Source organism: Citrobacter sp. 21OH12SH02A-Citro (assembly GCF_027919895.1).
Taxonomy (GTDB): Bacteria; Pseudomonadota; Gammaproteobacteria; order Enterobacterales; family Enterobacteriaceae; genus Citrobacter; species Citrobacter braakii.
Window position 1 is genome coordinate 256,629 of record NZ_CP114801.1, and the last position, 21,160, is coordinate 277,788.

General features: G+C 54.7%; 20 protein-coding genes and 1 riboswitch. Of the genes, 6 read left to right on the forward strand and 14 right to left on the reverse strand.

All coding sequences use genetic code 11. The features are described from left to right. Positions 1-163: 163 nt before the first annotated feature. Positions 164-601: a universal stress protein UspA gene (gene uspA, locus O6D90_RS01215; protein ID WP_003023368.1), complete on the reverse strand. Its 438-nt coding sequence runs from the start codon at positions 599-601 to the stop codon at positions 164-166. Between the two features lie 393 nt (positions 602-994). Between uspA and uspB the strand changes: the two genes are divergently transcribed. After that, positions 995-1,330, forward strand: a complete 336-nt coding sequence (gene uspB, locus O6D90_RS01220; protein ID WP_003023371.1) for a universal stress protein UspB — start codon at positions 995-997, stop codon at positions 1,328-1,330. A gap of 64 nt (positions 1,331-1,394) precedes the next feature. On the opposite strand, the gene pitA is transcribed toward uspB, so the two are convergent. Further along, complete coding sequence (gene pitA, locus O6D90_RS01225; RefSeq protein ID WP_016154875.1) at positions 1,395-2,894, reverse strand: inorganic phosphate transporter PitA; 1,500 nt, start codon at positions 2,892-2,894, stop codon at positions 1,395-1,397. Positions 2,895-3,123: 229 nt separating this feature from the next. Between pitA and O6D90_RS01230 the strand changes: the two genes are divergently transcribed. Continuing rightward, complete coding sequence (locus O6D90_RS01230) at positions 3,124-4,317, forward strand: NAD(P)/FAD-dependent oxidoreductase (RefSeq protein WP_016157688.1); 1,194 nt, start codon at positions 3,124-3,126, stop codon at positions 4,315-4,317. 38 nt (positions 4,318-4,355) lie between these two features. Here O6D90_RS01230 and O6D90_RS01235 read toward each other — a convergent pair whose 3' ends face one another. Then, a complete protein-coding gene (locus O6D90_RS01235; RefSeq protein ID WP_016157687.1) occupies positions 4,356-5,369 on the reverse strand; it encodes a magnesium transporter in 1,014 nt (337 codons plus the stop codon). 55 nt (positions 5,370-5,424) lie between these two features. Beyond that, positions 5,425-5,608: riboswitch (M-box (ykoK) riboswitch) on the reverse strand. Between the two features lie 411 nt (positions 5,609-6,019). On the opposite strand from O6D90_RS01235, the gene O6D90_RS01240 reads away from it, so the two are divergent. The 3 genes from O6D90_RS01240 to O6D90_RS01250 are packed head-to-tail and all read left to right on the forward strand — an operon-like array spanning position 6,020 to position 10,955. After that, a complete protein-coding gene (locus O6D90_RS01240) occupies positions 6,020-7,087 on the forward strand; it encodes an HlyD family secretion protein (RefSeq protein ID WP_016157686.1) in 1,068 nt (355 codons plus the stop codon). Next, positions 7,084-9,831 carry a ribosome-associated ATPase/putative transporter RbbA gene (rbbA, locus tag O6D90_RS01245; RefSeq protein WP_016157685.1) on the forward strand — a complete coding sequence of 916 codons (2,748 nt, stop codon included), beginning with the start codon at positions 7,084-7,086 and terminating at the stop codon, positions 9,829-9,831. Before O6D90_RS01240 ends, rbbA begins: the two co-directional genes overlap by 4 nt. Beyond that, entirely contained in the window at positions 9,831-10,955 is a 1,125-nt protein-coding gene (locus tag O6D90_RS01250) for an ABC transporter permease (protein WP_016157684.1), read from the forward strand. Before rbbA ends, O6D90_RS01250 begins: the two co-directional genes overlap by 1 nt. Before the next feature lie 79 nt (positions 10,956-11,034). Here the strand turns inward: O6D90_RS01250 and nikR are convergent, their stop codons facing one another. Continuing rightward, complete coding sequence (nikR, locus tag O6D90_RS01255) at positions 11,035-11,436, reverse strand: nickel-responsive transcriptional regulator NikR (RefSeq protein ID WP_005121550.1); 402 nt, start codon at positions 11,434-11,436, stop codon at positions 11,035-11,037. Positions 11,437-11,527: 91 nt separating this feature from the next. Beyond that, positions 11,528-12,388 (reverse strand): LysR family transcriptional regulator, encoded by an 861-nt coding sequence (locus tag O6D90_RS01265; RefSeq protein ID WP_016157683.1) that lies wholly within the window; start codon positions 12,386-12,388, stop codon positions 11,528-11,530. A 99-nt stretch (positions 12,389-12,487) separates the two neighbouring features. On the opposite strand from O6D90_RS01265, the gene O6D90_RS01270 reads away from it, so the two are divergent. Further along, positions 12,488-12,994, forward strand: coding sequence for a phenolic acid decarboxylase (locus O6D90_RS01270; RefSeq protein WP_016157682.1), 507 nt, complete (start codon positions 12,488-12,490; stop codon positions 12,992-12,994). Here O6D90_RS01270 and acpT read toward each other — a convergent pair. Genes acpT through O6D90_RS01315 form a run of 9 tightly spaced genes read right to left on the reverse strand, consistent with a single transcriptional unit; the run spans position 12,986 to position 21,158 of the window. Then, a complete protein-coding gene (acpT, locus tag O6D90_RS01275) occupies positions 12,986-13,576 on the reverse strand; it encodes a 4'-phosphopantetheinyl transferase AcpT (RefSeq protein WP_016157681.1) in 591 nt (196 codons plus the stop codon). The two genes, O6D90_RS01270 and acpT, sit on opposite strands and share 9 nt — an antisense overlap. Position 13,577: 1 nt before the next feature. Then, entirely contained in the window at positions 13,578-14,807 is a 1,230-nt protein-coding gene (locus tag O6D90_RS01280) for a beta-ketoacyl-ACP synthase (protein WP_271143238.1), read from the reverse strand. Further along, positions 14,804-15,535 carry a 3-ketoacyl-ACP reductase FabG2 gene (locus tag O6D90_RS01285; protein ID WP_271143239.1) on the reverse strand — a complete coding sequence of 244 codons (732 nt, stop codon included), beginning with the start codon at positions 15,533-15,535 and terminating at the stop codon, positions 14,804-14,806. Before O6D90_RS01285 ends, O6D90_RS01280 begins: the two co-directional genes overlap by 4 nt. After that, complete coding sequence (locus O6D90_RS01290; RefSeq protein ID WP_016157678.1) at positions 15,532-16,008, reverse strand: hypothetical protein; 477 nt, start codon at positions 16,006-16,008, stop codon at positions 15,532-15,534. The genes O6D90_RS01285 and O6D90_RS01290 overlap by 4 nt, the downstream gene beginning before the upstream one ends. Beyond that, positions 16,005-17,174: a beta-ketoacyl-[acyl-carrier-protein] synthase family protein gene (locus tag O6D90_RS01295; protein ID WP_016157677.1), complete on the reverse strand. Its 1,170-nt coding sequence runs from the start codon at positions 17,172-17,174 to the stop codon at positions 16,005-16,007. Before O6D90_RS01295 ends, O6D90_RS01290 begins: the two co-directional genes overlap by 4 nt. A 1-nt stretch (position 17,175) precedes the next feature. Then, on the reverse strand, positions 17,176-17,850 hold the full coding sequence (locus O6D90_RS01300; protein WP_016157676.1) for a DUF3261 domain-containing protein: 675 nt from the start codon (positions 17,848-17,850) through the stop codon (positions 17,176-17,178). After that, positions 17,847-20,165, reverse strand: coding sequence for an MMPL family transporter (locus O6D90_RS01305; RefSeq protein ID WP_016157675.1), 2,319 nt, complete (start codon positions 20,163-20,165; stop codon positions 17,847-17,849). Before O6D90_RS01305 ends, O6D90_RS01300 begins: the two co-directional genes overlap by 4 nt. Further along, on the reverse strand, positions 20,134-20,739 hold the full coding sequence (locus O6D90_RS01310) for a LolA family protein (RefSeq protein WP_016157674.1): 606 nt from the start codon (positions 20,737-20,739) through the stop codon (positions 20,134-20,136). The genes O6D90_RS01305 and O6D90_RS01310 overlap by 32 nt, the downstream gene beginning before the upstream one ends. Next, complete coding sequence (locus tag O6D90_RS01315) at positions 20,736-21,158, reverse strand: acyl-CoA thioesterase (RefSeq protein ID WP_003827529.1); 423 nt, start codon at positions 21,156-21,158, stop codon at positions 20,736-20,738. Before O6D90_RS01315 ends, O6D90_RS01310 begins: the two co-directional genes overlap by 4 nt. Between the last annotated feature and the right edge of the window lie 2 nt (positions 21,159-21,160).

Consider the following 21,160-nt stretch of genomic DNA (forward strand, 5'->3'; position numbering starts at 1 on the left):
AGATGGTTTTCGATCCAATTAGTTGATCACACTAATTATGATTTGTTTGTTGGATTGATGTACTAATTGTGTCCGAATGATAAAAACAAAAACGCCCGCACAGCGGGCGTTTACAGGCTTAACTACTTGCAGCAGGCCGGGCTATTTCCCGGCGGCAAGCATTTTATGCTTCTTCGTCGTCACGCAGCGGAACAATCAACATGTCGACGTGGACGGTGTTGATCAGTTGGCGCGCGGAGGACATCAGTTTGCTCCAGAAATCCTGGTGGTGACCACAAACGACCAGGTCCATGTCGTATTTTTTGATGGCATCAACCAGAACCTGACCCAGGTCGCCGCTACCGCTCAGGGTTTCGGTGATTGGGTAGCCTGCGTTGGTGGACAGCTCGGTTAACGCGTGGTGGGTTTCTTCAGAAATGCGTTTCTGCATGTCGCCCAGATTCACGTCGATAAGGCCGGTGTACAGGTCGGAATAGTTTACGTCAACGTGGATAAGGGAAACTTTAGCATTGTAAGGCCGCGCCATAGAGACCGCTTTTTCAACCAGAACTTTGCTTTCCGGAGAAAGATCAACCGCGATAAGAATGTGTTTATAAGCCATAGTGTTACTCCTTCCATAAGTTGTCGATGACTAGCCTGCTGGCGTTTCTCTGCCGCCGCGTCATCCGCGTCCTGCGAACCTTGTGCGCGGGGCTAGCCCAGTCGTAAAAACGTACCATATAAGGACTATCCTTACATTATAGCGACCAGAATAATCCGTCAATCCGCCTTGCTTGCCAAGCAGTTAAACAAATTTTTTAGTTAATTGCATTGATAGCGATTAACCTTCTGGCAAAAAAATTAACTAATCTCCTACACTATCTAGAGGGGCGTTCGAATGCGTGATACTAATACGAACGGTTTCTTCAGTACTCTTCACTGAATGGTTTGGCAGGGTATCGGGGAGCGGTAGTCCCGGAAAGGAGTTCCGTGGGCGGGTCGCCGGGGAGGGGGTATGATAAGCACCATTGCATTGTTCTGGGCTTTATGTGTCGTTTGCATTGTTAATATGGCGCGCTATTTTTCTTCGCTACGCGCACTGCTAGTAGTACTTCGTGGTTGCGATCCATTGCTTTACCAGTATGTAGATGGAGGGGGCTTTTTTACCTCGCATGGGCAACCGAACAAGCAGATGCGTCTGGTGTGGTATATCTACGCTCAGCGTTACCGCGATCATCATGATGATGAATTTATTCGCCGCTGTGAGCGGGTTCGCGGTCAGTTCATTCTCACCAGCGCGCTATGCGGCCTGGTGCTAATCAGCATGGTTGCGCTGATTATCTGGCACTGATTCCAACGACAGATACAAAAAAAGCGGGCCAGTTTCCTGACCCGCTTTTTTACCGCGCATTCGCTTAGATAAGCTTCAGGGAGAGCCAGTACAGCCCGCCGGAAAGAAGAATTGCTGCTGGCAGGGTGAAGACCCAGGCCATCAGAATGCTGGTCACCGTTTTACGCTGCAAACCGCCGCCATCAACAACCATCGTTCCCGCAACGGAAGAGGAGAGAACGTGTGTGGTGGAAACGGGCATACCGGTGTAGCTGGCAAGACCGATAGAGACTGCGGCGGTCATCTGCGCCGACATCCCCTGGGCATAGGTCATGCCTTTCTTACCGATTTTCTCACCGATGGTGGTTGCCACGCGACGCCAGCCAATCATCGTACCAATACCCAGCGCCAGTGCGACGGCCATAATGATCCAGATAGGCGCGTACTCAATGGTGCTCAGCATGTCAGATTTCAGTTTCTTCAGCAGACGCTGATCGTCAGCGCTTACGCCAGGCAGCTTAACCACTTTATCGGTGGTATCAGAGATGCACAGCATAATACGGCGCAACTGACCACGCTGTTCCACGCTTAACTTGTCGTAGGTTTCCAGATTCGCCAGCATACCTTTCGCACGTTCCAGCGCGTTGATGGTATTCGCCGGGTGGCAATGGAACTCGGTCGGCGTCGCTGGTGCCGCGTCCGTCGGGGACGGAATCAGCTGGTCTACGCCTGTGGCCTGTTTAAGCAGGTCAGGGCGCTGCTGGAAGAAGACTTCGACGTTATTGATTGCATCGCGGGTACGGGTAATTTCGTAACCGGAAGCATTCATATTCACCACGAAACCTGCTGGCGCTACGCCAATCAGCACTAGCATCACCAGACCAATGCCTTTCTGACCATCGTTCGCGCCGTGAGAGAACGCCACGCCGATAGCGGAGAGGATCAGTGCAATACGCGTCCAGAACGGCGGCTTTTTCTTTCCGTCTTTCTTTTCACGTTCTGCCGGCGTCAGGTGGATACGGGCACGTTTTTTCGTACCGCTCCAGTAGCGACGCAGAATGAAAATAAGACCACCTGCAACCACCAGACCGACAATAGGTGAGATGATAAGCGAGGCAAAAATACCGATAACTTTCGGGATGTTAAGTGCATCCACCACCGAGGTGCCGTTCATCAGCGCATTGGTTAAACCAATACCGATAATGGCGCCAATCAGCGTGTGGGAGCTGGATGCAGGCAGACCAAAGTACCAGGTACCCAGGTTCCAGATAATTGCCGCCAGCAACATGGAGAACACCATGGCGAGGCCATGTGACGATCCCATATTAAGCAGCAGATCCGTTGGTAACATATGCACGATGGCATACGCCACGCTGAGACCACCCAGCAAAACACCAAAGAAGTTGAACACCGCAGCCATGACCACCGCCAATTGCGAACGCATTGCACGGGTATAGATCACAGTTGCGACAGCATTGGCTGTATCATGGAAGCCATTAATTGCTTCGTAGAACAGCACGAAAGCCAGAGCAAGCAATAGTAAAAGCCCGGTATGTAAATCCAGGCCAGCAAACAAATGTAGCATAGGACGTTACGCCATTTTGAGGACATGAACGCGGCGCATTATCAGTGACTTTGGCGGCGCGGGCAAAGTGAAATATAGAGTTTTTTTGATTTGTCTCCTGCTTTGTTTTACACCACTAAAGAATTATCCTATATATTTCAGATAAATACCCTTTATCGGTAGTTTGGTGCTGGTGCGACCACTGAGGAATCTTTACAATTCACTCCCGCTTTTTAGAGAGGATCGCAACGTGGAAAGGTTTGATACCGTTATTATAGGCGCTGGCGCAGCGGGTATGTTTTGTGCCGCGCAGGCAGGACAAGCAGGTAGTCGCGTACTGCTAATTGATAATGGTAAAAAGCCCGGGCGCAAGATTCTCATGTCTGGCGGGGGCCGCTGCAACTTTACCAATCTTTATGTCGAGCCGGCTGCGTATTTGAGCCAAAACCCGCATTTTTGCAAATCGGCGCTGGCGCGTTATACACAGTGGGATTTTATCGATCTGGTGGGTAAGCACGGTATTGCCTGGCATGAAAAAACGCTAGGCCAGCTTTTCTGCGATGATTCCGCCCAGCAAATTGTCGATATGCTGGTGGATGAGTGTGAAAAAGGTAACGTAACTATGCGGTTACGTAGCGAAATCCTGAGCGTTGAGCGAGATGGTGACGATTTTATCCTGGAATTGAATGGGATGAGTGTCGGCACGAAAAAGCTGGTTATTGCCTCCGGTGGTCTCTCTATGCCGGGTCTGGGCGCGACGCCGTTTGGTTATAAAATTGCGGAACAGTTCGGCCTGAACGTTTTGCCTACGCGCGCAGGTCTGGTGCCTTTCACCTTACATAAGCCGCTACTGGAGCAGCTTCAGGTGCTCTCTGGCGTATCCGTTTCTTCCGTTATCACCGCCGAGGACGGCACCGTATTTCGTGAAAACCTCCTCTTTACGCACCGCGGGCTTTCTGGTCCGGCCGTGCTGCAAATTTCCAGTTTTTGGCAGCCAGGTGAATTTGTCAGCATTAATTTGTTGCCGGATGTTGACCTCGCGAGCTTCCTCGATGACCAACGTAGCGCACATCCTAATCAAAGCTTAAAGAACACCCTGGCAATGCAGTTGCCAAAGCGTCTGGTGGAATGTTTACAGCAGTTAGGGCAAATCCCCGATGTCTCGCTGAAGCAGCTTAATGTACGCGATCAGCAAATGCTGGTTGAGACGCTGACCGAGTGGCGGGTGCAGCCGAACGGTACGGAAGGGTATCGTACCGCTGAAGTCACGTTGGGCGGCGTCGATACCAACGAGCTGTCATCGCGCACGATGGAAGCGCGCAAAGTGCCGGGACTCTACTTTATCGGCGAAGTCATGGACGTCACCGGCTGGCTGGGCGGCTATAACTTCCAGTGGGCGTGGTCGAGCGCCTGGGCATGCGCGCAGGATTTGACACCTGCCTGACCGTGGTGCCCGACAACCTGGGCTGCCGGGCGTTATCATTAGTTCAGACCAAGAAAATACTGGGCGATTTTAAAGTAGATAATCAACCCGGTACCGTCGATAAGCGTGGCGATAAACGGGGCCGAAACCACGGCGGGATCAATGCCGATACGCTTGAGCACCATGGGGATCACTGATGACACCACGGCGCTCCACAACGTAATGCAAACCAGCGTCAGGCTAACGATTAGCGTGATTTCCACTCCGATACCCATCATCCACGCGCGCAAGCAGCCTGCCAGACCCAGCGTCAGGGCGATCAGCAGCGAAGTTGAAACTTCTTTGCGGATCACCCGACCCATATCGCGCAGCCGTACTTCTCCGAGCGCCATTGAACGTACCAGCGTTGAGGTGATCTGCGTACCGCTGTTGCCGCCAGTACCAATTAATAGTGGAATAAAAAAGGCCAGTGCAATAGCAGATTCCAGCGCCTCTTCAAAATGTTGAAGAACGCTGCTGGTATAGGCTTCTGCGACAAAAAGCAGCAGGAGCCAGACAGAACGTTTTTTCCACAATGTCCACGGGCTAATCTCCAGGTAGGGTTTTTCCAGCGGCAACGTTGCCCCCTGAAGCTGAACATCTTCGGTAACATCATCTTCCTGTAGATGAGCGATCTCTTTTTCCATCAGACAACCGACCAGCTCACCTTTCTCAACGACAGCCACCAGATCGAGTTCGCGTTCGGTTAACTTGGCAACGACCTGTGCCCGTTCATCATCAGGCTTTACATGAAACAAACAACTGTCCGTAAGATGGTTGATGCTCAACGATGTATCTTTTTCCTGCAATAAGCGCTTGATGGATAACACTCCGCGCAGCGCTTTTCCAGCCACAACAAAGACCTGGCCTGGAATATCATCCGTTGTGAGCTGGGAGACAAAGTATTCACGAGCGCCGTTCACGCTGAGATGATCCGGCAGGGTAATAAAATCGGTGCGCATATATTGCGCGATAGCATCGCCATTGAAATCCGGCATAGGATGATGGGCGGCGCAGAGTGGCATAGATGACATGGTGTAATTCCCTATAAAAATCTCTCATAGGGGCGAACAAGACAGGGTTAGCGCAGGCGGATCCCTACGTCCTGGTTTTAGCACTGAACAACGTATCTGCCCGATGGTGAAATCGTCAGAAGTTACCTTGGCAACACCTTGATTCGATGGATGCCTGTATTTCCCTGAGTGGCCTCTCTCGATACCAGCAGGGCGGTAACTTGTATTTGTACAGGAGCCTCGCCATAACGAGATCGGTAAATGAGCCACTATTATAGCGATGTCTAATTATTGATTATGTTTATAGTTGTGAATGTTTATCAATCGTTGATATACGAAATATTCCCTGTGCCAGAGCGCGATAGGGCTGAAGTGGAAACTACAACCGAATAGACATATTGAATCCAGGTGTTAGTATTCAATAGATAGCAGTTATGAGTATGCGTGTTTCATTTCCGGCCAGGAACGCTGATGATGACAACATTACTACCCGATTTCACAGCATTTTCGTCATTCACTTCCTGCGCGGCGCAGGTTGCCTTAGCGCCTGCCCGCTCTCTGGCCATGGTTTCTTATTCCTTCTCATCCCGGATGGAATCTCCCGCTGAATAGCTGTTCAGTGGGCTTTGTGACACGCATCGTTTGATAACAGGGATTACGGCGGGTCGAATATGGATAAGTTTAAGCGTCATGTGATGTGGTGGGGGGCGGGCATCCTGGTCGTGGTGGCCGCGATAGCATGGTGGATGCTCCGTCCTGCCGGAATACCGGAGGGGTTCGCAGCCAGCAACGGCAGAATTGAAGCCACCGAAGTGGATATTGCTACCAAGATTGCCGGGCGAATTGACACGATCCTTGTGTCGGAAGGGCAGTTCGTTCGTCAGGGCGAGGTGTTGGCGAAAATGGATACTCGCGTGCTGCAGGAGCAGCGGCTGGAAGCGATCGCGCAAATCAAAGAGGCCGAAAGCGCGGTGGCGGCGGCGCGAGCGCTGCTGGAACAGCGGCAAAGTGAAATGCGCGCCGCGCAGTCGGTAGTAAAACAGCGCGAGGCGGAGCTGCAGTCGGTTTCTAAACGCCACGTGCGTTCCCGTTCGCTATCCCAGCGTGGGGCCGTGTCTGAGCAACAACTGGATGACGATCGGGCCGCGGCAGAAAGCGCACGTGCGGCGCTGGAATCCGCAAAGGCGCAGGTCTCAGCGGCAAAAGCCGCAATTGAAGCCGCTCGCACCAGCATCATTCAGGCGCAAACCCGCGTAGAAGCCGCGCAGGCCACCGAACGTCGTATTGCGGCTGATATTGATGACAGCGAGCTGAAAGCCCCGCGCGATGGTCGCGTGCAGTACCGCGTTGCTGAGCCGGGTGAGGTGCTTTCTGCGGGTGGGCGCGTCCTGAATATGGTCGATCTCAGCGATGTCTACATGACGTTCTTCTTGCCTACCGAACAGGCTGGCTTACTGAAGATTGGCGGCGAAGCGCGCCTGGTGCTGGATGCCGCACCGGATCTGCGTGTTCCGGCGACCATCAGCTTTGTGGCAAGCGTCGCGCAGTTCACACCGAAAACGGTCGAAACCAGCGATGAGCGGCTGAAGCTGATGTTCCGCGTTAAAGCGCGTATCCCGCCAGAGCTGTTGCAGCAGCATCTCGAGTACGTGAAAACCGGTCTGCCGGGCATGGCGTGGGTGCGTATCGATGAAAATCGAGCCTGGCCTGACGACCTGATGGTGAGGTTGCCGCAATGACGCATCTGGCGCTGGTTCCTGTTCCTCCCGTGGCGCACCTTGACGGCGTGAGTCAGCATTACGGGAAAACGGTAGCGCTGAACAATATCACGCTGGATATCCCCGCCCGCTGTATGGTGGGGCTGATTGGCCCGGATGGCGTCGGAAAATCAAGCCTGCTGTCGCTCATCTCCGGCGCGCGAGTCATTGAACACGGTAACGTGATGGTGCTGGGCGGCGATATGCGCGACCCGAAACATCGCCGGGATGTCTGCCCGCGCATTGCCTGGATGCCGCAGGGGTTGGGGAAAAACCTGTACCACACGCTGTCGGTGTATGAGAACGTCGATTTCTTTGCCCGGCTGTTTGGCCATGACAAAGCGGAGCGCGAAGCGCGGATTACCGAGCTGCTGAACAGCACCGGACTGGCGCCGTTTCGCGATCGTCCGGCCGGGAAACTCTCGGGTGGGATGAAGCAAAAGCTGGGGCTGTGCTGCGCGTTGATCCATGACCCGGAACTGTTAATTCTCGATGAACCTACCACCGGGGTAGACCCGCTGTCCCGCGCCCAGTTCTGGGATCTGATTAACAGCATTCGCCAACGGCAGACCAACATGAGCGTGCTGGTTGCGACCGCCTACATGGAAGAAGCCGAGCGCTTTGACTGGCTGGTGGCGATGAACGCCGGGGAGGTGCTGGCCACCGGGAGCGCGCAGCAGCTACGCGAAAAAACCAACTCCGACACGCTGGAGCAGGCGTTTATCGCGCTGTTACCCGAAGCTCAGCGCCAGGCGCATAAGCCAGTGGTGATCCCGCCGTATCACGCTGAGCAGGAAGATATTGCCATCGAGGCGAAAGATCTGACCATGCGCTTCGGCAAGTTCGTGGCCGTTGACCACGTTAACTTTCGTATTCCGCGCGGGGAAATCTTCGGTTTTCTCGGCTCCAACGGCTGCGGTAAATCCACTACCATGAAAATGCTCACCGGGCTGCTACCCGCAAGTGAAGGTGAGGCGTGGCTGTTTGGGCAAGCGGTTGACCCGAAGAATATCGATACCCGTCGCCGGGTAGGCTATATGTCGCAGGCGTTTTCGCTCTACAGCGAGCTGACCGTACGGCAAAACCTCGAGCTACACGCGCGGTTGTTCCATATCCCCGAAGCAGAAATCCCGGGGCGGGTACAAGAGATGAGTGAGCGCTTTTCGCTGACCGATGTCGAAGACGCGTTGCCCGGCGCGCTGCCGTTGGGGATCCGTCAACGCCTGTCGCTGGCGGTGGCGGTGATCCATCGCCCGGAGATGCTCATTCTCGATGAACCAACCTCCGGGGTCGATCCGGTGGCGAGAGACATGTTCTGGCAACTGATGGTCGATCTGTCGCGTCAGGATAAAGTGACCATTTTTATCTCCACCCATTTTATGAACGAGGCGGAGCGCTGCGACCGCATGTCGCTGATGCACGCCGGAAAAGTCCTGGCCAGCGGTACGCCGCAGGAGCTGGTGAAACAGCGTGGTGCCGCCAGTCTGGAAGAAGCGTTTATCTCCTGGTTACAGGAAGCGGCAGGTCCGGCGCCGGAGGCTCAGTTACCGCCAGCCAATGTCCCGGCAGTGCATGAAAACAGTCAACCGCCGCACCAGGGATTTAGCCTGCGGCGCTTGTTCAGCTACAGCCGCCGCGAAGCGCTGGAGCTGCGACGTGACCCGGTACGTTCAACGCTGGCGCTGATGGGCACGGTGATCCTGATGCTGATCATGGGCTACGGCATCAGCATGGATGTGGAAAACCTGCGTTTTTCGGTGCTCGATCGTGACCAGACAGTCAGCAGCCAGGCGTGGACGCTGAATCTGGCGGGATCGCGCTATTTTATCGAGCAGCCGCCGCTCACCAGTTATGACGAGCTGGACAAACGGATGCGCTCGGGCGAAGTCGCGGTAGCCATAGAGATCCCGCCAAATTTTGGCCGCGATATCGCGCGTGGAATGCCGGTGAAGATTGGCGTCTGGGTCGATGGCGCAATGCCGAGCCGTGCGGAAACGGTCAGAGGCTACGTGCAGGCGATGCACCAGACCTGGCTGCAGGATGTGATGGCGCGTCAGCCAAATACCAGCGGGCAAAACGGATTGATGACCATTGAAACTCGCTATCGTTACAACCCGGATGTGAAAAGCCTGCCAGCGATTGTTCCGGCGGTGATCCCGCTGCTGTTGATGATGATCCCCTCCATGCTCAGCGCTCTGAGCGTGGTGCGTGAGAAAGAGCTGGGGTCGATAATCAACCTGTACGTGACGCCCACTACCCGCAGCGAGTTTTTACTCGGCAAACAGTTGCCTTACATCGTGCTGGGCATGCTGAACTTCCTGCTGCTGTGCGCGCTGTCGGTGTTTGTATTCGGCGTCCCGCATAAGGGGAGTTTTGTGACCCTGACGCTGGCCGCGCTGCTGTACGTCACCATTGCCACCGGGCTGGGATTGTTAATTTCCACGTTTATGAAAAGTCAGATCGCCGCCATTTTTGGTACGGCGATTATTACGCTGATCCCGGCGACGCAGTTTTCCGGGATGATCGACCCGGTCGCCTCGCTGGAAGGGCCGGGACGGTGGATTGGCGAAATTTACCCGACCAGCCATTTTCTGACCATCGCGCGCGGGACGTTCTCTAAAGCGCTGGATCTGACCGATCTCTGGCCGCTGTTTATTCCGCTGGCGGTAGCCATTCCAGTGGTCATTGGTCTGAGCGTATTACTGCTGAAAAAACAGGAGGGGTGATGCGCCGATTACGGAATATTTATAACCTCGGCATCAAAGAGTTACGCAGCCTGCTGGGTGACAAAGCGATGCTGACGCTGATCGTCTTCGCCTTCACGGTCTCGGTTTACTCTTCTGCGACCGTTCTGCCAGGGTCGCTGCACCTGGCGCCGATTGCCATTGCCGATATGGACCAGTCGCAGTTGTCGAATCGCATTGTGAACAGTTTTTATCGTCCGTGGTTTTTACCGCCGGAGATGATTACTGCCGATGAGATGGATGCCGGGCTGGATGCCGGGCGCTATACCTTCGCTGTGAACATTCCGCCTGATTTTCAGCGCGATGTACTGGCCGGGCGGCAGCCGGATATTCAGGTTAACGTCGATGCCACGCGGATGAGCCAGGCCTTTACCGGCAACAGCTATATCCAGAATATCATCAGTGGCGAGGTGAACAGCTTTGTGTCGCGTTACCGCGATAACAGCGAGCTGCCGGTGGCGTTGGAAATGCGTATGCGCTTTAACCCTAATCTGGAACCCGCCCGCTTTGGCGCGGTGATGGCGATTATCAACAACATCACCATGCTGGCGATTGTGCTTACCGGGTCGGCGCTGATTCGCGAGCGTGAGCACGGGACCATTGAGCACCTGCTGGTGATGCCGGTGACGCCGTTTGAAATCATGATGGCAAAAATCTGGTCGATGGGGCTGGTGGTGCTGGTGGTTTCCGGTCTGTCGCTGATGCTGATGGTAAAAGGTGTGCTTGGCGTACCGATTGAAGGCTCGATACCGCTGTTTATGCTGGGAGTGGCGCTGAGCCTGTTCGCCACCACGTCAATCGGCATTTTTATGGGCACGCTGGCGCGCTCCATGCCACAACTGGGGCTGCTGATGATTCTGGTACTGCTGCCGTTACAGATGCTCTCCGGCGGCTCTACACCGCGTGAAAGCATGCCGCAGGCGGTGCAGGACATTATGCTGACGATGCCGACTACCCATTTTGTTAGCCTTGCGCAGGCGATTCTTTACCGCGGCGCAGGATTTAATATTGTCTGGCCGCAGTTCCTGACGCTGCTGGCGATTGGCAGTACGTTCTTCGTGATAGCGCTGCTGCGTTTCAGAAAGACGATTGGCACGATGGCGTAAATATTATTGCCGGAAGGCGGCTGCGCCTTACCCGGCCTACAAACGGGAACGAATGTAGGCCGGGCAACAAAACAAGCAATTACTCTTCTTTCGGCAGGCACTGCAGATGACCGTGGCGCACGCCGCGCTGGGAAATCACGTCATCGGCAAAATGCTGCACATCGCCCATGTCACCTTTTAGCACAGCGATTTCCAGACAGTCGTCATGGTTGATGTGCACGTGCAGCGTGGCGACTGATAAATCGTGGTGGTGATGTTGGGTGGAAACTATACGGCTCGCCAGGTCACGCTTCTCATGCTCATAAACATACGAGAGCACTGCGAATCCCTGAGTGCCGTGCTCCTGGGTGGTTTCCTGCGCCAGTGCGCCGCGCAGAATATCGCGGATCGCTTCGGAACGGTTGTTATAGCCACGGCGCTGGCTCAGGCTGTCGAGCGTTTCCAGTAAATCGTCATCGAGGGTAATGGTGACTCGTTGCATCTGCAATTAACCTTTCATGTGGCGCGTGGGCGCACAGGGAGTAAGGGGAATAGCGTATTTTGTAACACACGTCCGGCATCCGGGGAAAAGGTTAATGTTCTCGCAATAAACGCAGCAGGGTTGTTACCTGTTCATCCAGCGGCGCGAGCGTGTCTTTGACGATCAGATGCAGCGGGGTGGCACGGCGAGCGCCATGGCTTAACGGCAGCAGTCGTAATAGCCCCTGCTCAAGCTGCTGCTGAATTCGCTCCTCAGGCAACCAGCCATAACCGACCTGATGCATCACCGCCTCAATCGCGGCATCAATGGTCGAGAAGGTCCAGGCATCGCGCACCGCTTGCTGCGGGTTGTCGCGATCGGCAATGCGAATCAGCGGCCACGCGCGTAACGCGTCTTCATCCAGCGGCGCATCCAGCATGCAGAGCGGGTGATCGCGGTGGGCAACGGCCACGAAGTCAATATTCATCAGCCATTCGCCGCGGCCGGTGATATCCTGGCGTCGGGTCAGGACCATCACGTCCGCATCGGCATGCGCTGCCAGTCGATCGTCAGCATTCTCCAGCACTTCGGTCAAACGTACCTGCGTCTGCGGCCACGCCTGCTGAAACTGCTTGAGGATCGCGAACAGGCGTTTGCGTGGGAAGATGCTATCTACCATGAAATCCAGCCGCGTTCGCGTGCCGTTTTGCAACGTTGCTGCCCGGGTTTCCACCCATAAAAAGGCCTTCAGTAACGGTTTGACCTGGCCCAGCAGTAGCTCCCCCGCAGGGGTTAATACCGCCCTGCGACCTTCCGGCGTCAGCAGCGTCACGCCAAGCCGCTCCTGCAGTATCGCCAGATTATAGCTCACCGAAGACTGGCTACGGTTGGTCTCTTCCGCAGCTTTAGCAAAGCTGCCCAGCTCCACCACTTTCTCCAGTAGGGCCCATTGCTCCAGCGTTGTCTTGTGCATAACTCATCTAAAAATTGAATGAATATGATGTAAACATAGCGTTATTCATCCAATTTTTGAAGCGGTAAGATCCTCGCATCAAGTAAGAGGAGAACGAATATGAGCACTTTTGATAAACATGATTTGAGCGGCTTTGTCGGCAAACATCTGGTCTATACCTACGATAATGGCTGGAATTACGAGATCTACGTGAAAAACGACACCACTCTGGATTACCGTATTCACAGCGGCATTGTGGGGAATCGTTGGGTGAAAGATCAGCGGGCGTACATTGTGCGGGTTGGCGAGAGTGTTTATAAAATTTCATGGACCGAACCGACCGGGACCGACGTCAGCCTGATCGTAAATCTGGGCGACAAACTCTTTCACGGCACCATCTTTTTCCCACGCTGGGTGATTAACAATCCGCAAAAAACGGTCTGTTTCCAGAATGACCATATTCCGCTGATGATGTCATATCGCGATGCGGGTCCGGCATATCCAACTGAGGTGATTGACGAGTTTGCGACCATCACCTTCGTGCGTGACTGTGGGGCGAATAATGACAGCGTTATTGCCTGTGCGGCGAGTGAATTGCCGGAAAACTTCCCGGAAAATTTACGCTAAGGCTTCCAGACGCTGCACGGCGTCGGCGGTCAGAGTAAACGGCGTGGGGGTACACACCGCCAGGCTCAGGGTATCGAGCTGGCACTGGCTGACTGAGAGTGAGGAGGTTAGCGCGGTGCTGTCGACGCTGACAATTTGCCAGGCGCTGCCGCCACGCTGTTTCACGATAGCTTCTTTACGCGTCCAGATGCGCCAGAACGCCGCCAGCTGTTGCTCCGGGTGTTCGGCCTCAACTTCGGCATGTTCCCTGAGACTGAACACCGTATTTGCCAGCGTCTGCCAGTTATCGCGCGGGCGAACGACTTCAATATCACAGCCGACTTCCCCTTCGTCGCTGAGCAGCAGGGCAATATCATCACCGCTGTGGCTGAGATTGAACCACAGCGGTGTGTCGGCGGAAAAGGCCGGTTTTCCTTGCTCGCTGTAGATGATGTCCGGTAATGGCGAAAGAGTATGGGAAAGCAGTACGCGACCTGCCAGCCAGCGCGCACGACGAGCGCCTTGCGGGGCCTGCTCACGCAGTGCGGCAGGCAGTGTGCCAGCGCTTAAAACAGAAACTTTCCCAAGAACGATCCGGTACATATCAGGGCCAACGTTTAATGATGATAGAAGTATTTATGCCGCCAAACGCAAAGTTATTGCTCTGCAAAAATTCGCAATCAATCTTGCGGGCTTTACCCATAATGTAATCCAGCGCTCCACAATTAGCATCTGGCTGACTCAAATTTAGCGTAGGCGCAAACCAGCCTTCTCGCATCATTTGCAGACTCATCCAGGCCTCTAGTGCGCCACAAGCGCCAAGGGTATGTCCAAAATAGCTTTTAAGCGAGGATAGCGGCGCATTATCACCATAAATTGCAGCAGTTGCCTGACTTTCTGCAATATCACCGCGATCGGTTGCGGTACCGTGAGCTGAAATATATCCGATATCGCGGGCGCTAATACCGGCCATATTTAGCGATTTTTCCATGCAAATCTGCATTGTTTCGCGCTGTGGCTGGGTGATATGGGCAGCATCGCAGTTAGTGGCAAAGCTAACGATTTCACCATAAATCGTTGCTCCGCGCGCTTTAGCGTGTTCCAGCTCTTCCAGCACCAGCGTACCTGCGCCTTCTCCGATGACCAGACCATCGCGTTTTTCATCGAACGGGGAGGGGGTGGTTTTCGGCTCGTCGTTGCGCTGGCTAGTAGCGAACAGTGTATCAAACACGGCGGCTTCGGAAGGGCACAGTTCTTCTGCACCGCCGGCGACCATCACTGTTTGATAACCGTGCCGAATGGCTTCCCATGCGTAACCAATTGCCTGGCTACCGGATGTGCAGGCGCTGGATGTCGGAATGACTCGCCCCCGAAGACCAAAAAATAATCCAGTGTTAACGGCAGTGGTGTGCGGCATCATTTGCACGTAGGTCGTGCCGGTGATGTTATTAGTATGCTTCTCGGTCAGCATGGTCGCGAACTCGCTCACTGGACCGGTACTACCGGTTGATGAACCATAAGCGATCCCGGTTTCACCGTTAGTCAGTACCCGATCGCCAATCAGCCCGGCCTGCTCAAGCGCCAGCTCTGTTGCGCGGGTGGACATCAGCGATACGCGACCCATGGCGCGAATTCGCTTGCGGGTATAGTGTTCCGGTAGAGTGAAGTCGTCGATCGGCGCACCCAGCAGTGTGTGCAGTCCGTCATAAACCTGCCACTCCGGCATTTTGCGTACCGCATTTTCATATGCCAATAACCTGGCGGAGACAGCCTGCCAGTTTTCCCCAAAGGCGGTGACGCCGCCCATGCCTGTAATCACGACACGACGTGTCATAACATCCCTCCATTGATGGAAATCACCTGGCGAGTTACATAGCCCGCCACATCCGACATTAAATAACTGGCAAGCCCGGCCACTTCTTCAGCCTGACCTATCCGTTTCATGGGGATCATCGACATCGCCTCTTTCAATGCGGCTTCTTCCATCTCGATCATCCCGGTATCAATGAGTCCCGGTGCAATGCAGTTTACGGTAATTTTGCGTTTTGCCAGTTCGATGGCCAGCGCTTTAGTGGCACCAATAATTCCGGCTTTTGCAGCACTGTAATTGACCTGACCACGGTTGCCCATCACGCCCGAAACCGAAGACAGTGTGATGATACGGCCCCCCTTGCGTGCGCTGATCATCGGCATAATGCACGGATGAATGACGTTGTAAAAGCTGTCGAGGTTGGTATGGATCACCGCATCCCAGTCGTTATCACTGAGCGCAGGGAAAGCGGCATCACGAGTGACCCCAGCGTTGCTAACAATGCCGTACCATGCGCCGTTTGCCTCAATATCTTGCGACAGTATTTCACGGCACTGCTCGCGATTGGCAACATCAAATGTCAACAGGCGCCCTGCGCCGCCAGCGGCGAGGATAGCATCCAGCGTTTCTTGTGCTCCTTGCACATCGCGATGATAGTGTACGCCGACCACAAAACCGTCCGCGGCCAGTTGTCTGGCGATGGCGCGACCGATACCTTTGCTGACACCCGTAACTAAAACTGAACGGCTCATGTGGACGCTCCTTGTTGAAATAGCGTGTTAATTTCTTCTGATGTCGGCTGGAAGGTGTTGACGCGACCGGTTGCCAGCGTCTCGTTGTCTGCCTGGATGGCACATTCAAAGCTACCGAATCGTGCATCCTGCATCAGCAATTTGACATGGATGCTCAGCTTCTTCCCGGCAGGCAGAACACCTGTGGCACAGACTAAGTCACGTGCGCCCAGTACCATGCCTAACGTAATACTCGCCTGACCTTGTTGCTGGCGGTGCCAGCCAGACCAGACGCCAATGGTCTGCGCCATCAGTTCCAGTGCGAACCAGCCAGGTAGATTGCCATCGGGGTCGAGGAAAGGGGCCAGTACGCTGTTTGCTGATACCGTCACGTGGCAGATGGCGGTTTCGTCCGCCACACTGACGACCTCTTCAAGGAGCAGCATTGGCGCATCATGCGGCAAATAGTCGCCCGGTGATAAATAGTGGCTCATGAGATTCTCCCGAGCAGGATGCTGGCATTATTACCGCCGAAGGCAAACGAATTTGACAAGATAACCGGGCGAGTCAGTGACTGCGGCTGTTCAATGATGCCGCAGGCTGGCAATGTTTCATCGCGTGGTGACTGGCTAAAATCCTGCGGTGGTAGCGGCAGGTAGCGTTGCAGAATCAACACACCGATAGCTGCTTCGGTGATCCCCGCGGCGCCCAGTGTGTGCCCGGTCAGGTGTTTGGTTGAACTGCACGGGACCGTTTCGCCAAATAGCGCGCTCACGACGTTGGACTCAATCTGATCGTTTAGCGGTGTAGCGGTACCGTGCAGATTGATATAGCCCACATGTTCCGGCGTCATTCCTGCGTCGTTAAGCGCCTGGCCGATGGCGCGAATGGCACCTTCCCCCTGTGGATGGGGAGCCGAAATATGGTACGCGTCGCTGGATTCGCCGACGCCAAGGAGCGCGATAGGCTGTGGCTCGCGGGTTAATACCATCAAGGCGGCGCCTTCGCCAATGGTGATCCCACAACGGTCGCGGCCAAACGGTTGACACAGCGTTGGGGAGAGTGATTCCAGACTGTGGAATCCGTTGATTGGCATTCGGCTTAGCGTATCCGCACCGCCGACAATGGCGATATCGACCAGACCAGATTCGATCAAACGACGTCCGCTCATGATAGCCCTTGCACTGGACGAGCAGGCGGTTGAGAGCGTAAAGGCCGGGCCATCCAGCGCCAGCCAGTGGCTAAGAAAACGCGACGGATCGCCCAGTTCCTGTTGCGGATAGCGCCAGTCAGTGCTCTCTTTGCCGTTGAGCATCAAATCAACGTGAACGTCACCCTCATCCAGGCCGGAGGTGCTGGTGCCGAGAACAACAGCAATACGATCGCGACCAAATCGGGCGATAGCATCGTCCACCTGCGGCTGGATTTGCATCAGTGCTGCCAGCAATAGCTGGTTGTTGCGCGAACGATGAGCGCTAAAGTGCTGAGGAATAGCGGGTAACTCACCGTCAACGCCTGCTAACACGGCGGATGGGTGTCCTTGCAGCCAGCCCGTGCGCGGGCGCATTCCCGGCGCTATGCCACGAGTGAGGTTGGCTGCGATTTCATCAGTGTTATTGCCCAACGCGTTAATCATGCCAACGGCAGAAATGTAGATCATCTCAGTCACCCAGATATTGAATGGTGATGTGGTATTTAAAAACGTGCTGCTCAATGCTGATCGGTTCGCGTTTTCCTCTTCGATTCAGATACGTGATTTCCGTGACCACTTTGCCGCGTGCATTGCGCAGCTCACGCTTATCACCCGTATCGACGAGCGTCCAGCCTGTGGGTAATTGCGGTTGCCAGGTGCTAATCGGCCAATGGCTAAGCATCACGTCAGCCAGCACCTGGCTGGCTGGCGGCAATTGTGGAACGATGATCGATTGCTCGGTGTGCAGTCCTTTTTCATCGTAAGTCACGAGGAACAGGCGAATGCCGACTGATGACAGCCCGGCAAGTGTGATTTTCTTGTCATCAGCATTGAGCATGACCAACAGTGACTGAGTTTTGCCGTTAAAACTACCGGTTAGTAGTTGTTGCGAATTCACCGCGGGAGAAATCCCCGGAGCAGGTAGCGTTACACGAATACCCGGCTCTAACCAGGCTTGCGGGCGGCCTTTCTGTTCCGGCTGTGAGTGGCTGCAACCTGCCAGCAGCAACGTGGCGACGAGCAGGCCCTGTCGGATGGCGCTGCGCTTATCCGGTCTACAAATGGTGTGCTGACGTAGATCGGATAAGGCAATGCCGCCATTCTGCAAAAGCCCACTCAACCAACGAAATATCGGTTTACTCATCGTTTTTTCTTCTCTCTTTTCGTTGGCATCGCCAGCGGTGACAGCAAAAATGCGGTGAAAATACCGCTTACTAGCACAATGCCAAAACTGCTGATTGCCTGAGTGGCACTAAAGACCAGCATGCCGAGCGTCAGGAGCGTGGTCATCATCGCCAGCGTGATAGCCAGCAGCGACGTCAGTGGCGTACCGCGTGGATTACTGAAAAACAGCGTGTAGTTAATGCCAATTCCCAGTACCAGCACCAGTGCCAGCAGCGAGAACAAGTTGAGCGCATGACCGCTCAGGGCCAGTACTGCCAGACCACAACCTAAAGACAGCACTGAGGGCACCAGGCTAATTAAGCCCTTACGCCAGCCAAGCCGAATGATGGCGCCACAGGCAATCACCGCCAGCGCAATGCACAGCAGGCCGGTCAGAATATGGCGATAAAGGGCAAACAGGTTGTCAAAGATGCTCTTGCGATCCACCCACGCCACGCCGGAATATTTCACGCTGAGCGTATTTAAAGCATCACTTTGTTTCACCCCTTCAACGGGAACCAATACGCTGCTTTCGCCATCAGCCAGAGACAGCCATAGCAAGCGCCAGCCTTCACTGGCTGGGCTGGCAAGCCAGGCATCGACGGTTACAGGCATGGCGCTAAGATCGGGGTTCACCGTTGCCAGCCCGGCGTTGTTTAGGGCTTTCGTGATGGCGGGAGAAGCATCTTTTAGCAGAGAGAGATCCTGGTGTTGCCGGGCGAGTGAATTGAGCGGAATAGTGCGATATCCGCTGAGTAATCCGTCTTTTTTTGCCTGTTCCAGCGCGGGGGTAAAGGTTTCCAGCCGCTCCAGCGTTTGCTGAGCGGATTTGCCGTACACCACAAACCACTTCTGGTCGACGCTTTGCCCGGTCAGGGCGGTAATCGCTTTTTCCTGAGCGAGAATTTCCTGCGGCAACGCCTGTAACTGGGAGATATCATCATCTACGCGCAGCGTCGCTATTCCTGCCAGCGAGAACAACGCCAGTGCCAGCGGCAGGCCAACGGAGAGTTTTTTATTGCGTCGCCATGCAGCAAGCCAGCGTAGCATGAGTACCATTGCCGGCACCGGGCGTACCGGCAACCGACGACACAACCACGGGTGCCAGAAAATGACCGTCAGGCAGGAGGCACTCAGACCTACCGCCGCGAATACCGCCATCTGGCGAATACCGGGGAAGGGGGCCAGCATCATAATCAGATAAGCCGCTACGGTGGTGAGTAGCGCCAGGAGCAGGGCATTGCGCACTTTGGCAAGGCTTTGCCATGGCGATGTTTCCGCACCGTGCACCATTCGTTCGGTCAAATAGTAGAGCGTATAGTCGGCGGAAATACCGATGATGCTCATGCTCATCACCAGCGTCATCAGATGGAGCTCGCCAAAAATCATCAGCGTGACGACGGTCCCCGCCAGCGCACCAATGCCAATCGAAATCAGGCACAGCAGCAGCGGACGCAGCGAACGAAATACAGCCACGATGAGCAGGATCACCCCGAGCACAGTGGCTATGCCGAGAGTAGAGATGTCTTTTTTCGCCTGCTGGCTGGCGTAATCGCTATAGAACAGCGTCCCGCGAGATAGCAGTTGAGCCTGTGGATAGTGGGCTTTGAGCTCACCTTCCAGCGTATTCAACGTGGTGACCAATTGGTGCGTCTGTTGCATATCAAACGATGAACCGGTCAGTTCGCCATGTAACAGATACCAATAGTTGCCTTGTTCATCCTGGGTGACCAACCAGCCGTCCATCAGGCGCAGACGCTGCCCAGTTTTGACCATGGCCAGCTGCGAGCCACGCATCAGCATGAAGGGATCGTTTTGTAGCTCTTTGCCACTGACGCCGGAGAATGCGGAGTAAAGTTGGGACAGGATCCACTGGCCCTGCGCTTCGCCGCCGTTTTGCAGCCGGGCGCGGGTCTCGTTATCTATCAGGCCGTTACGATGTTGCCAGAAGAATACCCCCCAGGCCTGCTGGCTGTCGGCATCCATTGGACCTTTTACCTGGGCTAGCGCGTGCGATTTTTGCAGTAAAACCAGCCAGTCCCGGGCTATCGCTGGGTTCGGTTGCTTACCGGGACTCACCAGCCAGACCACCTGACGGTCAAGGCGCTGCATAAATCCCTCGTTCAGACCTGGAGGTATAGCGCCCAGCGTCTGCTTTGGCAACATGGCCAGCACGCTGCTGTTAAGGCGGGCCTGAGGTAGCAGCGTCAGAAAGATGCCCAGCAGAAGCAGGCAGATGACTCCCCATAACAGCGCGGGACGTTTACTGGGCGGCAAAGCGTTGGCGTTCGTCATCGGTCAGTTGCGCTGGCGTTAGTTGGTGTTGGGAAAGCGCGATATCGGTGCGATCGCCCTGTTTATCATTGAGCTGAATGCTCTCCAGGTAGGTCTTTCCTGCTAAATCAATCGTCGCAAAAATCTTATCCAGCGGTGTGGTGATTGGCGTCAGGCGTAGCGTCCAGCGACCTTCTCCTAAGTCTGCGAACTCCACGCGGAAGTTTTGTTCCAGCACTTTACGATCCGCCTGGAATAACGCCCGCAGCAGATGATTAAACTGGAACATTTGCGGGTTATTCTCAGCGGTAACGGTCTGCGGTGGTTGACCGTTAATTGCCTGAACCATCCGTTTGTCATCCAGCAGCAGCTGCATCGGGAACGGGGACGTTTGATCCCACAACAACCCCTTGTCGCGGGCGATCAACATCTTGCCCTGAGATCGCAGCGGTTGTGGTAGATCCTTTATCGTCCGGGTTTGATCGAAGTGGGTGCGAACCACCGGTTGCTCGGTAAAACGCTGTTGTAGGGAGTCGAGCGTCAGGGCACTGACGAAAGGGCTGACGAGCAGCACGAGCAATGGCCATAATTTCATGGTGTCACTCCCATCCGTTCAAACAGAATATCCGGGCTGACAAAGCACAGTTCACGGCTTTTTTCGTCGACGGCGACCTGGATGGTGTAGCCTGTTGTAGCACGTTTACCTGTTTCGGCATCAAAAATTTCGTAGCCGATTCGCAGGCGATTTTCGTACTCTTTAATTTGGGCGCGTACACGGATACGCTGCTCGAAAGTCAGCGCATTGCGATACTTCACCCGAGTGTCGACCACGGGCCACAGATAGCCAGATTCTTTCATCTGCCGATAGCCATAATCGAATTGGTTCAGCAGTGCCTCACGGGCAATCTCGAAGTAACGGAAGTAGTTACCATGCCACGCTACGCCCATCATATCGACGTCGTGAAACGGAATAGTTAGCTCGACTTCAGCCGTAAAACGGGGATCGTTAAGCACCC

Excerpts from the sequence above, each read along its gene's own strand:
- uspA (WP_003023368.1), bottom strand. The coding sequence starts at position 601 with ATGGCTTATAAACACATTCTTATCGCGGTTGATCTTTCTCCGGAAAGC.
- uspB (WP_003023371.1), top strand. The coding sequence starts at position 995 with ATGATAAGCACCATTGCATTGTTCTGGGCTTTATGTGTCGTTTGCATT.
- pitA (WP_016154875.1), bottom strand. The coding sequence starts at position 2,894 with ATGCTACATTTGTTTGCTGGCCTGGATTTACATACCGGGCTTTTACTA.
- O6D90_RS01235 (WP_016157687.1), bottom strand. The coding sequence starts at position 5,369 with ATGTCATCTATGCCACTCTGCGCCGCCCATCATCCTATGCCGGATTTC.
- O6D90_RS01240 (WP_016157686.1), top strand. The coding sequence starts at position 6,020 with ATGGATAAGTTTAAGCGTCATGTGATGTGGTGGGGGGCGGGCATCCTG.
- rbbA (WP_016157685.1), top strand. The coding sequence starts at position 7,084 with ATGACGCATCTGGCGCTGGTTCCTGTTCCTCCCGTGGCGCACCTTGAC.
- O6D90_RS01250 (WP_016157684.1), top strand. The coding sequence starts at position 9,831 with ATGCGCCGATTACGGAATATTTATAACCTCGGCATCAAAGAGTTACGC.
- nikR (WP_005121550.1), bottom strand. The coding sequence starts at position 11,436 with ATGCAACGAGTCACCATTACCCTCGATGACGATTTACTGGAAACGCTC.
- O6D90_RS01265 (WP_016157683.1), bottom strand. The coding sequence starts at position 12,388 with ATGCACAAGACAACGCTGGAGCAATGGGCCCTACTGGAGAAAGTGGTG.
- O6D90_RS01270 (WP_016157682.1), top strand. The coding sequence starts at position 12,488 with ATGAGCACTTTTGATAAACATGATTTGAGCGGCTTTGTCGGCAAACAT.
- acpT (WP_016157681.1), bottom strand. The coding sequence starts at position 13,576 with ATGTACCGGATCGTTCTTGGGAAAGTTTCTGTTTTAAGCGCTGGCACA.
- O6D90_RS01280 (WP_271143238.1), bottom strand. The coding sequence starts at position 14,807 with ATGACACGTCGTGTCGTGATTACAGGCATGGGCGGCGTCACCGCCTTT.
- O6D90_RS01285 (WP_271143239.1), bottom strand. The coding sequence starts at position 15,535 with ATGAGCCGTTCAGTTTTAGTTACGGGTGTCAGCAAAGGTATCGGTCGC.
- O6D90_RS01290 (WP_016157678.1), bottom strand. The coding sequence starts at position 16,008 with ATGAGCCACTATTTATCACCGGGCGACTATTTGCCGCATGATGCGCCA.
- O6D90_RS01295 (WP_016157677.1), bottom strand. The coding sequence starts at position 17,174 with ATGATCTACATTTCTGCCGTTGGCATGATTAACGCGTTGGGCAATAAC.
- O6D90_RS01300 (WP_016157676.1), bottom strand. The coding sequence starts at position 17,850 with ATGAGTAAACCGATATTTCGTTGGTTGAGTGGGCTTTTGCAGAATGGC.
- O6D90_RS01305 (WP_016157675.1), bottom strand. The coding sequence starts at position 20,165 with ATGACGAACGCCAACGCTTTGCCGCCCAGTAAACGTCCCGCGCTGTTA.
- O6D90_RS01310 (WP_016157674.1), bottom strand. The coding sequence starts at position 20,739 with ATGAAATTATGGCCATTGCTCGTGCTGCTCGTCAGCCCTTTCGTCAGT.